The 15,283-nt window shown below is 49.3% G+C and carries 10 protein-coding genes; all 10 read right to left on the minus strand.

Annotated elements, in window-relative coordinates; genetic code table 11:
• Window positions 1-115: 115 nt before the first annotated feature.
• The 10 genes from DHL47_RS11705 to tkt all read right to left on the minus strand — a co-directional run bounded on the left by DHL47_RS11705 (window position 116) and on the right by tkt (window position 14,734).
• Window positions 116-1,330 carry a Fic family protein gene (locus DHL47_RS11705; RefSeq protein WP_209552013.1) on the minus strand — a complete coding sequence of 405 codons (1,215 nt, stop codon included), beginning with the start codon at window positions 1,328-1,330 and terminating at the stop codon, window positions 116-118.
• A gap of 158 nt (window positions 1,331-1,488) precedes the next feature.
• Window positions 1,489-5,883, minus strand: coding sequence for a PolC-type DNA polymerase III (locus DHL47_RS11710; RefSeq protein ID WP_209552014.1), 4,395 nt, complete (start codon window positions 5,881-5,883; stop codon window positions 1,489-1,491).
• Between the two features lie 96 nt (window positions 5,884-5,979).
• Window positions 5,980-6,360, minus strand: a complete 381-nt coding sequence (locus DHL47_RS11715; RefSeq protein WP_128836645.1) for a PH domain-containing protein — start codon at window positions 6,358-6,360, stop codon at window positions 5,980-5,982.
• A 96-nt stretch (window positions 6,361-6,456) separates the two neighbouring features.
• Window positions 6,457-8,307 carry a proline--tRNA ligase gene (locus DHL47_RS11720; RefSeq protein ID WP_209552015.1) on the minus strand — a complete coding sequence of 617 codons (1,851 nt, stop codon included), beginning with the start codon at window positions 8,305-8,307 and terminating at the stop codon, window positions 6,457-6,459.
• A 60-nt stretch (window positions 8,308-8,367) separates the two neighbouring features.
• The gene (gene rseP / locus DHL47_RS11725; RefSeq protein WP_209552016.1) at window positions 8,368-9,624 is read right to left on the minus strand and encodes an RIP metalloprotease RseP; all 1,257 of its coding nucleotides are present in this window, start codon (window positions 9,622-9,624) and stop codon (window positions 8,368-8,370) included.
• Between the two features lie 222 nt (window positions 9,625-9,846).
• Window positions 9,847-10,650 carry a phosphatidate cytidylyltransferase gene (locus DHL47_RS11730; protein ID WP_128836652.1) on the minus strand — a complete coding sequence of 268 codons (804 nt, stop codon included), beginning with the start codon at window positions 10,648-10,650 and terminating at the stop codon, window positions 9,847-9,849.
• Window positions 10,651-10,660: 10 nt separating this feature from the next.
• Window positions 10,661-11,410: an isoprenyl transferase gene (locus tag DHL47_RS11735; RefSeq protein WP_128836655.1), complete on the minus strand. Its 750-nt coding sequence runs from the start codon at window positions 11,408-11,410 to the stop codon at window positions 10,661-10,663.
• Between the two features lie 169 nt (window positions 11,411-11,579).
• Window positions 11,580-11,921, minus strand: a complete 342-nt coding sequence (gene yajC, locus DHL47_RS11740; protein WP_128836658.1) for a preprotein translocase subunit YajC — start codon at window positions 11,919-11,921, stop codon at window positions 11,580-11,582.
• Window positions 11,922-12,183: 262 nt separating this feature from the next.
• A complete protein-coding gene (locus tag DHL47_RS11745; RefSeq protein ID WP_128836660.1) occupies window positions 12,184-12,672 on the minus strand; it encodes a prolyl-tRNA synthetase associated domain-containing protein in 489 nt (162 codons plus the stop codon).
• 85 nt (window positions 12,673-12,757) lie between these two features.
• Entirely contained in the window at window positions 12,758-14,734 is a 1,977-nt protein-coding gene (gene tkt, locus DHL47_RS11750; protein WP_209552017.1) for a transketolase, read from the minus strand.
• Window positions 14,735-15,283: the final 549 nt, after the last annotated feature.

The raw sequence follows: 15,283 nt of genomic DNA on the forward strand, positions 1-15,283 counted from the left end.
CAGCTAGTAGTCGAAAACCTTCTGGGCTGGCTTGTCCTGAGCAGAAATGGTCAGTTTCATGGGAGAGTCCTTTCTGTTTAGTTCAAATACTTCAATAAAAATAATAATCTTATAATCATACAAAATCTTCAAGTAACTTTTCATCCATCTCGTAAACAACTGGAGAGGATTTGATTTTTACAACGAATTTTTTCTTTTCTAGCTTCTTCATAATTGTATCAATCTTTGTACGCTTATATTTTCCCTCAAAAACTTCTACTAGTTGTTTGTTACTAATTCCCATATGTAAAACATCAAATAATTTATCTTGTCCTAAAACAAATAACACTTCGTTCTCTTGCTCAGATAGAGACAATTTATTGATTATTTCTCTCAGCTGTTCAACCTCAGTGGTTAATTTAGATAATTTTGATAACATAGTCTCTTGAGCTTGAATAATAATCCTCAACAACGCATCTACAAAAGGAGTTAAATCACCTTTATTTTTGGGATTTGAAGTTATAGAAAAAGCCTCTTCGTAAGTTTTCTTATTCTGCAAAACAGATTCCGAAATAGATAACCCTGTTAAAAAGTCTAGCTTTCTTGCCAAATACGAAGAAAGTAAAAACCGTCCCATTCGTCCATTACCATCATAAAAAGGATGAACATATTCAAAAAAGTAGTGCGTTATGATAGCTTTAATAATTAAAGGAACTTCTGGATTATTCATAAATAATATGAGTTTCGTTAAATTTTCATCAATCTTTTCTTCATTCGGATCGCCCTGATGAACATAAGAATTGCCATCTCCCACAAATATTGTTTCTTTTCTAAATAATTTTCCGTCTGGTTTCTTATCTTCAGGCATCTCATCAAGAAATAGCTGATCATATATCATTCTAAACTTAGCTGGTAAATCAATTTTTTCAAATTTATTTTCTAAAATGCTTTTATACATTTCCACAATCCCAGAAAAGCGTTTTGTTTTTGAAGGCGATATATAGGCATCGTTGATTTCTTTACGTGTTGACTTTACACCTTCCATATCGTTAGTGCTCTTTATCTCATCTATAATTTGCGAATAAAATAATTTTGGCGCCAATACACTAGACAAAGAAAATGAGGACAACTCAGCACTCATTTTATATATTCTTTCAATCATCGATATATGACTGGGTATGGACAAATAAAATAACTGATATCTATCTGATAGTCTTTTCTGCTGGCGTTTTGAAAATGGATGGAGTGATAATTCCGTTTTCAATGCAGCCGGACTATTATATCTATTCTCGTATTCTTTATCATAATTATCAAAATCTTGATAACTCACTATTTCTAATCGTTTATACATAATATCACCACACAATCAACTTGAATTTCAAATATTTTATCATTTTTTAAAATTCAAGTCAATTTACTGCTAATAAATACAACAGAATTTTCAATTTTATTGTATTTTTAGCTATTTTATCAATTTTAGAATATAACAAACGAAACAATACAACAGTATTAGAAAAACTCATCAAACAAACTCAACTGGTTATCCTCAGGCATATTTCCTAGTATACCCATATCGTCCATTTTTTCGACTAGGGTGCTAGAGAGGCCGCCGCGTTTGCGGAGTTCGGTCTTAGAGAGGAATTCGCCTTCCTCCCGGGCTTTGACCACTTGGCGGGCAACGTTGTCCCCCAGACCGTCCATGGCAGAGAAAGGCGGGATTAGGGTGTCCCCCTCGATGAGAAACTCAGTCGCATGGCTCTTATAGAGGTCCAGCTTGCCGAACTTGAAGCCCCGCTCCAGCATTTCATTGACGATTTCCAAGGTCGTATAAAGGTCAATTTCTACATTGGAAGCTTCGTTGTTCTTGCGCTTTTCAGCAATTTCTGCCAGCCTGCGTTTGACCGCATCGAGACCGCCGCTCATGGTTTTGATGTCAAAGGCCTTGGCCCGAATCGAGAAGTAGGCACAGTAGTAATAAATGGGGTGATGCACCTTGAAATAAGCTACCCGCAGGGCCATCATCACGTAGGCCGCCGCATGGGCCTTGGGGAACATGTACTTGATCTTGCCGCAGGACTCGATGTACCATTCGGGCACATTATTTTCCTTCATAGAAGCAATATAGCCATTGCGCTCATCATCAGAAATCTTGAGCCAGAGGCCCTTCCGCACCCGCTCCATGATGGTAAAGGCCATCTTAGGCTCTAAGCCCTTGTGCATGAGGTAAACCATGATGTCGTCCCGACAGCCGATAACAGTGGACAGATCGGCTATGCCCTGCTTGATCAGGTCCTGAGCATTGCCCAGCCAGACATCGGTCCCGTGGGACAGACCAGACAGCTGCAGCAATTCCGCAAAGGTCGTCGGATGGGTCTCATCGACCATGCCGCGGACAAAGTTGGTCCCAAACTCCGGAATACCCAGCATCCCCGTCGGCGTGCCAATCTGCTCCTGGGTCACACCCAGCACTTCCGTCCCTGAAAAGAGAGCCATGACGCCCGCATCATCCATGGGAATGTCATTGGGATCGATGCCGGACAAGTCCTGGAGCTTGCGAATCATGGTGGGATCATCGTGTCCCAGGACATCCAGCTTGAGGACATTTTCATCAATATCATGGAAATTAAAGTGAGTGGTCTGCCACTCGGCTGTCACATCATCAGCCGGATACTGGACCGGCGTAAAATCATAAACATCCATGTAGTTAGGGATAACAACGATACCGCCCGGGTGCTGACCGGTCGTCCGCTTGACTCCAGCTGCTCCCAGAGCCAGGCGCTCCACCTCGGCGTCCCGGTAGAACTTGCCGTAGTCGCGCTCATAGCCCTTGACAAAGCCGAAGGCTGTCTTGGCTGCCACCGTACCAACGGTACCGGCCCGAAAGGCATAGTCAGCTCCAAAGATGTCCCGCACGTCCAAGTGGGCGCTGGGCTGATCCTCTCCAGAGAAGTTGAGGTCAATATCGGGTACCTTGTCCCCGTCAAACCCAAGGAAAGTCTCAAAGGGAATATCCTGACCGTTCTTGCTGAGCTTGTGGCCGCACTCTGGACAGTCCTTATCCGGCATATCAAAACCGGAACCATAGGAGCCGTCGGTGATAAATTCGCTGTATTGGCACTTGCCGCAGACATAGTGAGGCGACAGAGGATTGACCTCGGTAATCCCGATCATGGTCGCGACAAAGCTGGAGCCGACAGACCCCCGCGAGCCAACCAGATAGCCCCGCTCATTGGAGCGTTGCACCAGCATCTGCGAAGCCAGATAAATCACGGCAAAGCCATTCCCCAAGATAGAGGTCAGCTCTTTTTCAATCCGCAGGTCCACAATATCGGGCAGTGGATTGCCGTAAATCTCAAAGGCCTTCTCATAAGTCAGCTCAGCAACCGTCTCCTCTGCCTTGTCAATGAAAGGCGTGTAGAGATCGCCCTTGACCACCTCGACCGGCTCAAAGGTCTCGGCCAGCTGATTGGGATTGGTGATGACCAGTTTCTTGGCCAAGTCCTCTCCCAGAAAGGCAAACTCGTCCAGCATTTCATTGGTGGTCCGAAAATGAGCCTTGGGCAGCGGCGCGGGCTGAGCATTTTCCCCGTGGCCAATGGTCCGGTTGATGATAGCTCCCTGCCCCAGACTGCGGACGATAATCTCGCGGTAAATCTCGTCTTCGGGCTCCAGATAGTGGACATTGCCCGTCGCAAGGACCGGCTTGCCCAAGCGGTCTCCGACCTCAATCAAGTTTCGAATAATGGTCTGCAGCTCTTCCTGATCCTTGATCTGCTCCTTGGCAATGAGCGGAGCATAAATGGCCGGCGGCATGACCTCGATAAAGTCATAATACTTGGCTGTTTCGACCGCCGCATCCACTCCCTGAGAGACCACAGCATCAAAGACTTCGCCCTCTGAGCAGGCGGAGCCCAGTATCAAGCCCTCACGATGGGCATCCAGTACGGTCCGCGGTATCCGCGGGACACCTTCGAAATACTTGGTATTGGACAGACTGACTAACTTGAAAATATTCTTGAGCCCCGTCTGATTTTTCACATAAATGGTCGCATGTTTGACCCGAGCTTTCTTGTAAGAATTCTCATCGACCAGATCCGTATTCAGATCCTTGAGATTGGTCACACCATGCTTTTCAGCCACATCCTTGATAAAGATAAAGAGCAGGCGGCCGGTTGCTTCGGCATCGTAATTGGCCATGTGGTGGTGCTCCAGGGCAATCTGGAAGCGCTTGGTCAGAGGCCCCAGACCGTGACGCTTGTACTCTGGATAGAGATTGCGGGCAAATTCCAGCGTATCGATGACTGGCTGGCTGATGCGGGGCAGGCCGTGGCGCTCATAATTGACATTCATAAAACCGACGTCAAAGGTAGCATTGTGGGCCACAAGGATACTGTCCTGGCAGAAATCCTGAAACTCCTGCAGGACCTGCTCCAGCGGCTTGGCATTGCGGACATGCTCGTCGGTAATGCCGGTCAAATCCGTCGTAAAGGCTGACAGGGGATGGCCGGGGTTGATAAATTCGTCAAACTCGGCAATTACATTGCCCTTGTGCATCTTAGAAGCGGCCACCTGAATCAGGTCATTATAAACCGCTGAAAGGCCGGTCGTTTCCACGTCAAAGACGACATAAGTCGCCTCTTTGAGGTCCTGGTCCTCCTCATGATAGACAATGGGTACCTTGTCTTCCACGATATTGGCCTCCATGCCGTAAATCAGCTGGATACCAGCCTTCTTGGCTGCCTTGTAGCCGTGGGGGAAGCTCTGCACATTGCCGTGGTCGGTAATGGCGACAGCCTTGTGGCCCCACTTAGCCGCTGTCGCTACGATCTCCTCCACTTCGGGCAGGGCATCCATGGTGGACATATTGGTATGGGCGTGAAATTCGACCCGCTTCTGACCCTCCGGCATCAGGTCCTTACGCTCATAGTGGGTAACGGCCTGCACATCCTGGACATTCATGGTCAGGTCGCGGGTGAAGTTGTTCATCTCCACATTGCCCCGCACGCGCAGCCAGACACCTTTCTTAATCATGTCAAACTTCTTGGCTTCTTCTTCGTTTTTCAGCCATTTCTGCAGAGCAAAGCTGGAAGTGTAGTCGGTCATCTTGAAGTTGAGCAAGACCCGGCCGGTCCGAGTGACCTTCTGCTCCAGATCAAAGACCATGCCCTCAAAGACCAGACGGTTTTCCTCGGTCTGCACCTCGATCATAGGCGTAATCTCAGCCTTATCCAGCTTGGGCTTGGCTGCAGCCTTGCGAGCCTGAAAATCACTGTAGGAAGGCTTTTCTTCGCTGGGGGGCGGCGCCATCTGCGCCAGCGACTCCATGGCCCTCAGGGCTTCATCATTGGCTTCCTGCTCGACCCTATCCTTATGAGCCTGAAAATTCTGAGCCTGCTGCTGGGTCAGCTCGTCATTGTGCTGGACCTGACAGGTCAGTTTGGGAAAGCCAAACTTGGTCAGCTGGCGGCTGAGATTGGGCAGGTGATTCTTGCGGAAATGCTCCGTATCAATGGTCGAAGCCCCTTCAATGAGCAGCCTATCTCCATCCAAATGAACTTTCAAATCCTGATACAGGCTCCTAAAGCCATGGCTGGCACAGGGGCCGTCCTCAAAGGCCAGTTGGTAGTAGGCCTGCAGCAGCTCGTCCGTCACCTGCGGGTCTTCCACATGAATCTCAAAAACAGCCTGATTGCCGGTCTTAGAAAACTCCTCAGCCAAACGGCTTTTCAGCTCCCGAAAAAGCTCAGCGGGAAGAATCTCCGAAAATGAAAAATGAAACTCCCAGACCTTGCTGAGCTTATGCACCAGGACCTTCTCAATTTCCCCATGCAAAAAGGCCTCTGAATTCCTCATTTCCAGCGGCATACCGAGCTGACTCATTAAAATTTCAAACTTGTTTGACATCACATTTCCTCGTACAGTAGTGACCCTATTTTATCATAAATTGCGGCTTTTTTCGATAGAAAAAGAGCAGAACGAATGCATCGTCTGCCTCTTCTTTTATTTCAGCACCGCCTCTGCCAGGGCCTTCTGGATGGCGATGACGCTCTTGTCGCTGCGGAACTGCAGGGTTTCTGCGGGTTCTTCTGCGCTGGAGACCCAGATTTTCAGCTCGGCGTCTAGGTCGAAATGCCCCGCCGTTTCGACTGAGAAACGGGAAATGGAGCGATAGGGATAGGATTTATAGGCCGTCTTTTTGCCGGTCATTCCCTGCTTGTCCACCAGGATCAAACGGGAATCTGTAAAGACAATCAAATCCCGAATCAGGCTGAAAGCCAGCTCTACATTTTCGGATGAGGTCAGAATGTCCTCCAGCTGCCTTTCCACCTTGTCGATATCTTTCTGCGAGGCATTGCCCAGCAATCCGCTAAATAATCCCATTTTGTATCCTCTCATTCATTTTTTCCTACTATAGCATTTTCAGCACTATTTGGCAAAGAAAAACTGCCAGACCAGCTGACAGTTTTGCAGTAATTTTTATTTAGTCAAAATAGACAGGGTTTCCAGCAGATTGTCCGCATGAACTTCAATGGTGTCACCGGTGGCTTTAATCTTGACCTCGACGATGCCTTCGGCGGCTTTTTTGCCGACAGTCACCCGAATCGGCAGGCCAATCAGGTCGCTGTCGCTGAACTTGACACCGGCGCGCTCATTGCGGTCATCGACCAGCACTTCATAGCCGGATTTCAGCAGACTCTCCTCAATCCGGCCGGTCAGAGCCAGACTTTCCTCATCCTTGACATTGACCGGAATCAGATGGACATCAAAGGGAGCCAGCTCTTTAGGGAAATTAATGCCCCAGGCATAGCGAAAATCACCTTTAGGTGTCTTATTGACAAAGAGGCGGGCATGCTGCTCCATGACAGCAGAGAGCAGGCGGCTGACACCGATACCGTAGCAGCCCATAATCAGAGGCACAGCCCGGCCGTTTTCATCCAAGACATTGGCATTCATACTGTCAGAATAGCGGGTCCCCAGCTTGAAAATATGGCCAATTTCAATCCCGCGGGCAAATTGGAGGACGCCCTGTCCGTCCGGTGAAACTTCCCCCTCACGGACTTCGCGGATGTCCACAAACTCCGCAGTAAAATCGCGGCCCGGATTGACACCGGTCAGGTGATAGCCATCCTCATTGGCTCCAACCACAGCATTGGCGCTGTCCTGCACCTTACGGTCGGCAATAATCCGAGTGCCCTCCGGCAGGCTGACCGGCCCCAGTGAGCCGAAGCCGGCACCGAAAAGCTGGCGGACCTGGTCTTCGCTGGCTGCTTCAAAGAAAGCAGCAGCCAAGTGATTTTTCAGCTTGACCTCATTGAGCTGGTCATTGCCCACCAGAAGGGCAATAACCGGTTCCTCGTCAGCCAGATAGACCAGCGTTTTGATAGTCTGACTTTCATCCACACCGAGAAAAGCCGCCACATCATCAATTGTCTTGCAGTCAGGCGTTTCCACGCGCACCACTTCTTCTTCTGTCACCACGCGGCCGCTCGGCTTGTATTCATTAGCAGCCATTTCCAGATTGGCTGCATAGCTGGACTCGCTGGAGTAGGCAATCGTATCCTCGCCGGAGACCATCCAGCTGGTCAGTTCAGCCCGGATAGCTTCTTGAACATCCTGAGGAATCTCCTCAAAGCTGGCCACTGATTTGTCCAGAACCACCCAGCGGCTGATATCCGTCCGGTCTGGCGTGATGGCCATAAACTCCTGGCTGTCCTTGCCGCCCATGGCACCGCCGTCACCGATGATAGCCTTGAAATCAAGCTCGCTGCGGGTAAAGATCTTCTCATAAGCAGACTTATACTCGTCATAGGCCACATCCAGACTGTCGTAGCTGGCATGAAAGCTGTAGCCGTCCTTCATGATGAACTCCCGCGTACGGAGCAGGCCGTTGCGGGGACGCTTTTCATCGCGGTATTTGGACTGGATTTGATACAGATTGAGCGGCAGCTGCTTATAGGACTTGACCGAATCCCGCACAATCGCTGTAAACGTTTCTTCGTGGGTCGGCCCCAAAATAAAGTCCGATTTCTCCCGGTTTTTCAGCTTGTAGAGATCCTCTCCGTAGGTCTCATAACGGCCGGACTCCCGCCAGAGATCAGCACTGAGCAGGGCAGGCGCCAGCATTTCAACTGCACCGATTTTCTCAAATTCCTGCCTCATAATCCCTTTGGCTTTTTCCAGCACGCGATTGGCCAAGGGCAGGTAAGAGTAAACACCGGCCGAAACCTGACGGACATAGCCCGCCCGCAGCATAAGGGCGTGACTGATAACCTGAGCATCGCTGGGCATCTCGCGCAAGGTCGGGATTAGCATTTTACTTTGTTTCATAAAAACAAAACTCCTTCATCTTCATAGAATGGTTTCTTTTTTCTCTTTCCAAGATAGCTCTTAGAAGAATAATTTCATAATATCGTTCCAAGTCACCACAATCATGAGCAGGACCATGACAGCAACTCCGGCCAGAGTGACATAGGTTTCCGTTTCCCGTTTCAGAGGCTTCCTGCGAATGACCTCCAGAATGTTGAGGACGATTTTCCCGCCGTCCAAAGCCGGAATGGGAATCAGGTTGAAAATACCAATATTGAGCGACAGCATAGCCAGAAGATTGAGCACCGCCGGCAGGCCCTGCTGGGCTGCCTGACTGCTGAAATTATAAATGGCCACGGGGCCGCCCAGATTATTGATATTAAAATTAAAAATGATGTCTTTTAAAGCAGTCAGGATCCGGACAGTTGTCGTCCAGGTGGCAGTAAAGGCCCCCAAGACCTTATCCCAGAAACCGGTTTTCATAGCCGGCGAAACGCCGATTAGATAGCGGTCGCCCTCCTTCTTGGGCTCTACGGTCGCTTCCTGAGTCTTGCCGCCGCTCTTGTAGGTCACCTGCAGCTGCGGTGCTTCCTTGGCATCGGCAGTTGATTTTGCAATCGCCTCCGTCAGATCGCTCCAGTTTGCAATCTCATAGCCGTTGACCTTGACAATCTGATCATCGCTCTTAATCCCCGCTGCTGCAACCGCTCCGCCGTCCATTACCCGAAAGTGGTTGCTGTTGACATCCTGCACACCGCCTTGGACAAAAGCCAAAAGCATAAAAACAAAGACGCTGAGGATAAAATTGTTCATAGGGCCGGCAAAGTTGGTGATGAGACGGCCCCAAATCGAAGCATTCTGATACTGCACATCCAGAGGTGCAATCCGAACTTCCGTCCCATCCTCCTCTACGATGGTTGCATCGTGGTCCACCGGATAAGTCGCCAATTCTTCCAGGACCAGCCCGGTGATTTCCAGCTTCTCTTCAAAGTCAAAAGCTGTCACACTCATGGGCAGGGCTGTCTGGTCTACCTTTTTGCCGGACAGATTGATGCGCACCACCTTGCCTTCCTCATCCAGAGTCAGGCTGGCCGGAGTGCCAATCTTAATATCAGTCGAATCTTCTCCCCAGCCGGCCATGCGGACATAGCCACCCAAAGGCAGGATGCGAATCGTATAGGCCGTCCCGTCTTTTCCGATATGGGAGAAGATTTTTGGTCCCATACCAATGGCAAATTCCCGGACCAAAATACCTGATTTTTTAGCAAAGTAGAAGTGCCCAAACTCATGGACCACTACAATGACGCCAAAAATAATAATAAATGTAACAAATTGCATGGACTTCTATTTATACCTTTCCTAGAAATCTTGTTTTTCTTTACAATCAAAGAAGGAGCAGAAAGCGGCCACATGATGAACCCAGCTTCCACCCCTCAGCTGATACTTTTGGTAATAGAACAGGAACTCATCTAAAAAATGAAGCATTTCATTCTGGTCTATTATCAGATTCCTTCCGATTAGAAAACTTGTCAATTTGGCTTTCAACCATGCACTGCTGCCTTAGAACAAGCCAAAAAAATGCATGAGCGGGAAGACAAAAATCAGACTGTCAAAGCGGTCCAAAACACCGCCGTGGCCCGGAATAAACTTCCCAGAATCTTTGACGCCGAAATGGCGCTTGAGAGCACTCTCAACCAAGTCACCAAACTGACCGGCAATACTGAAGACCACTGTCAGCACCAGCATAACAAAGAAATTATAAGGCGTCGCCACCTGCGGCCGGACGAACATAAAGATTGCGGCTACCAGCACGGCCGCAAGAATTCCGCCCAGACTGCCTTCGATGGTTTTGTTCGGGGAGACATGGGGCAGGAGTTTTCTCCTGCCGTAGCGCGTACCGACCAAATAAGCACCGCTGTCTGTTGCCCAGACGATAAAGAGGGCCAGCAGGACCTTGTCCACATTCATGAGGCGGGCATCGATCAAGGCATTGAAGCCCAGACCGACATAGAAGCTGGATGCGATAGGATAGGCTGCATCCTCAAAACTGTAGCTTGTACTGAGAACGGTACAGCCCAGCAGCAGAAAGACAACCAGGCCATAGGCCACCACATTGCCGTCCACCGGCAGAACTTTCAGGTAGTTTTCCAAAGGCAGGGTCAGGACAAAGGCTGCCAGCATGGCCAGCACTCCCTCAATCGAAGTCGAAGGCAGTCTCTTCATCCGCAGCAGTTCATGGACTGCCAGCATCGCCAACAGACCGACCAGAATCTGAAAAGCCACTCCGCCCATCAATACCAGAGGTATAAAGATAGCCAAGGCAATGAAGCCAAAAATAACACGTTTTTGTAAATCCTTACTCATACTTTCTCCCTTATACACCGCCAAAACGTCTGTTGCGGCGGCTGTATTCCGCCACAGCTTCTTTCAAGGCCTTCTCATCAAAATCCGGCCAGAGAACATCCGTGAAGTAAAGCTCGCTGTAAGCTGTCTGCCAAGGCAGGAAATTGCTGAGGCGCAGCTCTCCGCTGGTCCGAATGACCAGATCAGGGTCCCGCAGCAGACGCGGCAGGCTGCTGGTATAGAGATAATTGCCAATCATATCTTCTGTGATGTCACTGGGACTGAACTTGGCATCCAAAATATCCTGAGCAATCAGCTTCACAGCCTGATTAATCTCATCGCGGCCGCCGTAGTTCAAAGCAAAGTTAAGAATGAGGCCGGTATTCAGACGGGTCAGGCTTTCAGCCTTTTCCAAAGCTTCAAAGGTCGCTTTGGGCAGCTTTTCGGTGTCCCCTATCATCTGAATCTTGACCTTATTCTTGTGCAGTTCCGGAACATAGCGGTCATAGAATTCCACCGGGAGGTTCATGATAAAGGAAACCTCCTTTTCCGGCCGCGACCAGTTTTCCGTTGAAAAGGCATAAACCGTCAGGACCTGCACCCCCATCTCCTTGGCTGCAATTGTGACATTCTGCAGGGTCTCCATCCCAGCCTTATGCCCAAACACTCGCGGCTGCATTCTTTTCTTTGCCCAACGACCGTTCCCATCCATAATAATGGCAATATGCTTGGGAACATTCAGCGGTGCGTTCAGCTTTTCTTTTTTCTTAAAACTAAACATACTTTTTATCCTATTTGAAGTTTTATCATTTCATTATAACATAAATCCTTGGAATGTGGGCATTTGACTCTATGTTCTGCAGGCAGAAGTGCAAAAAAAGCGACAAAGCGTCAACTTTCCAGCCGACAAAAAAAGAACAGCCTGCAGCTGCTGTCCTCTCTCCATGCTATTACTCTTCTTCAATCGCAGATTCCTGCTCTGGTGCATCCACATTTACTTCGCCGTCAACTCCTGCGGCTGCCGGAATTCCTTCAGAAAGCGGCAAAACCGTCTTAATAGCTGTCAGCTCAAAGGTCAGGTAAACTCCGTCTACATCCAGTACGACGATTTTCTTATCCGTATCCACTTCATCAACAGTCCCGTAGAGACCGCCAATCGTGATGACCTCATAGCCTTTTTGCAGTTTATTTAGGCTTTCCATCCGCTTTTCAGCCTGTTTCTTCTGCGAACGCTGCATGAAGAACATCAGTCCAATCATGGCAACAAACATTAAAATTAATTGAAGATTCATGCTCTACTCCTTTATATTTCATATATGAACTACTATAGCAGATTTCAGGTACTTTTACAAGGCGATTTTGTGATTTTAGACAAAGTCATTCTCAGGTCTGATATCAAACGATGAGCGTTCACACCAGAGCAGACAGAATGGGCAGACCATGCGGACTAATGCTCTTCGGCCAGCACGAGCAGCCTTCGCTGGCTCCGGCAGTCCGCCGTCATTTGAGAAAAGGAAGGGCATTTAAAATAAAGGAAACAGAAAATGAACCCGGCTAGCAGCGAATACGTCTGGCTGGATGCTCTGCCTTTTCCAAAAAACGCAGAAAATCAGTATAGGCGATATTGAGGGTCCGGTGGTTGACAAAGGGGTGAAAGCCGACAGTCTGGCTGGCATCCACATCCTCATCCACAATGAGCTGAACCCTGTGTTCCCGATCAAAGAGCAGGCCAAAAGGCGTTACGGCGCCGGGCTGAACCTGCAGCAGCCGTTCCAAATCGCTGCTGTTGGCAAAAGAAAGCCGCTTTTCGCCCAGCACTTCTGCCAGCCGCCTGATATCCGCAGTCTTTTCGTCCCGCAAAATGACCAAGTAGAACTGCCGGCCTTTTTTGTTTTTCAAAAAGAGATTTTTCACCTGCTGGCCCGGCAGAACGATGCCCTTTTCAGCTGCTTCAATGACAGAAAAAATGGGCTCATGCTCCAAACAGTCATAGGCAATCCCCAGCTCATCCAACAGCTGGTAAATCATGTCTTCATTGGTCATGGGGAACCTCCTTGGAATTTCTGCTTCTATTATATCATTTTCAGCTCAAAAAAATCAGGGGGCGGCTGCCTCCTGATTCCTTTTCTTATTTGAGGTTCTTGACGACTTCTACCACATGATCAACGGTAAAGCCGTATTCTTCCAGAACCTTGGCTGCCGGTGCAGAAGCGCCGAACCGATCGATACCGATAACCGCTCCGTCCAGACCGACATACTTGTACCAAGGCTGGCTGGCTGCCATCTCGATTGCGACGCGGCGGCGGACTGCGTTTGGCAGGATGGCTTCTTTGTAAGCTGCATCCTGAGCATCAAAGAGCTCGGTTGACGGCAGGCTGACAACACGGATTTTCGCTCCTTCAGCTTCCAGAGCTTTGGCAGCAGCTACCGCCAGATTGACCTCTGAGCCAGTAGCCAGAAGAATGGTGTCAAAGTCAGCACCGGTCTCGTAAACCACATAGGCCCCCTTGGCTACCTTATCAAAGTCGGTCCCTTCTTCTACTGTCAGATTCTGACGGGTCAGGACCAGGGCTGTCGGAGTCGACTGGCTCTTGAGAGCCAGATACCAAGCTGCCTGGGTTTCCCGGGCATCCGCAGGCCGGAAAACAGTGAGATTAGGAATTGCCCGGAGACCGGCCAAATGCTCAATCGGCTCATGAGTTGGGCCGTCTTCTCCAACCGCAATCGAATCATGGGTGAAGACATAAGTGACCGGCAGTCCCTGCAGAGCAGACAGACGGACAGCTGCTTTGACATAGTCGGAAAAGACAAAGAAAGTACCGCCGTAGACCCGCAGGCCGCCGTACAGGGCCATCCCGTTCAGGATAGTTCCCATGGCAAATTCCCGCACGCCAAACTGGATATTGCGGTTGAGACGGTGAGCATCATCCTGCAGGCCGTCTTCCTTGATATAGGTCATATTGGAATGGGCCAAGTCAGCTGATCCGCCCAGGAAGGTCGGCAGGACCTTGGCTGCAGCATTGAGGGCATCCTGACTGGAGTTACGGGTAGCCTGAGAGAAGCCATTTTCTAAGACAGGGAAGTCTTCCGGCTTAATCTCAACCGGATCCTGACCGGCAATGATGGCCGCTACTTCTGCTGCTGCCTCTGGATAGGCCTGCTTGTAGTCCTCGACCAACCTCACCCAAGCATCATAAGCCGCAGCTCCGCGCTCCGCTACATTAACCCGATAGTCCTCGTAGACTTCCTCAGGAATCTCAAAAGGCGCATAGTCCCAGCCCAGAGCCTGACGGGTTGCGGCTGTTTCTTCCGGCCCGAGCGGTGCCCCGTGAACAGCGTTGCTCCCCTGTTTGTTAGGAGCGCCATAGCCGATGACAGTTTTAATTTCAATCAGGGATGGTTTGCCGGAAAGCTTGGCAGCTTCAATAGCAGCGTTAATGGCTTCAAGATCAGTGCCGTCTTTGACCAAGGCAGTGTGCCAGCCGTAGGCATCATAGCGGGCACGGACATCTTCGGTAAAGGAATCCTTGGTCTCCCCATCCAGGTTGATGTCATTTGAATCATAAAGGACAATCAGCTTGTCCAGCTTTTGCAGGCCAGCGTAAGAAGCCGCCTCAGCAGAAACGCCTTCCATCAAATCGCCGTCTCCGCAGATGACATAGGTATAGTGGTCAAAAATCGGATAGCCTTCACGGTTGTACTTAGCTGCCAGAAAACGCTCCGCCTGAGCCAAACCGGTCGCGGTTGCAATCCCTTGTCCGAGCGGACCGGTCGTTGCATCTACTCCTGCCGTGTGCCCAAATTCAGGATGGCCCGGCGTTTTAGAACCCCATTGACGGAAATTCTTGATCTCCTCAATGGTCAGATCTTCAAAGCCAGACAGGTGGAGCAGGGCATAGAGCAGCATGGACCCATGACCGGCTGACAGAACAAAGCGGTCGCGGTTGATCCAGTCAGGCACCGCCGGATTGATCCGCAGCTGCTTGGTGAAAAGGTCATAAGCCATAGGAGCGGCCCCCATGACGACACCAGGGTGACCGGATTTGGATTTTTCAATGGCATCAATTCCCAAGAAACGGATAGCATTTACTGATAAGTTTGACATTGCATTCTCCTTATTTTTAATAGTCCTCATTTTGCCAGCAGAACAAGGCAAACAATGCTTGCGAAAACGATAACATTTTTTCATCTACTATTATATGAAAAAAATCAGGCTATCGCAAGGTGGGGGTGATTCATAGTCAATGATACTCTTCGAACATCTCTTTAAACTTCGTCAGCTCTAACAGTCCAGTCTTTCGAATCTACATTAGGCTTGTTTAAAAACTCCACCTTGAGCCAGCACGCCTTAGGTAATCGGCAGCACAAGCAAGCGGCTCGAAATGCAGACTGGCAGCTGCCACCCTGTCTGCTGCTGGCTAGTTTGCTGATGATGTTGATTGAGTATCCTTATTTTCTGATTGTGCTGAGAGAAAAGAAGGGCGGTGGGACAGACTCCCATGATGGCTGAGTCCTCACCCGTAGAGGGATGGATCTTTTGGAAGATACCGTATAAGAACTAAATTTTTAAACAATTGAGTTCCCTTCACTCTTTTGTTTCTAAGCTCAGGCTGAAAAGGTTCCCCAAACCTTTTCACTCCCAGCCCGCGAGGCT

The organism is Streptococcus panodentis (assembly GCF_017884005.1).
GTDB classification, from domain to species: domain Bacteria; phylum Bacillota; class Bacilli; order Lactobacillales; family Streptococcaceae; genus Streptococcus; species Streptococcus panodentis.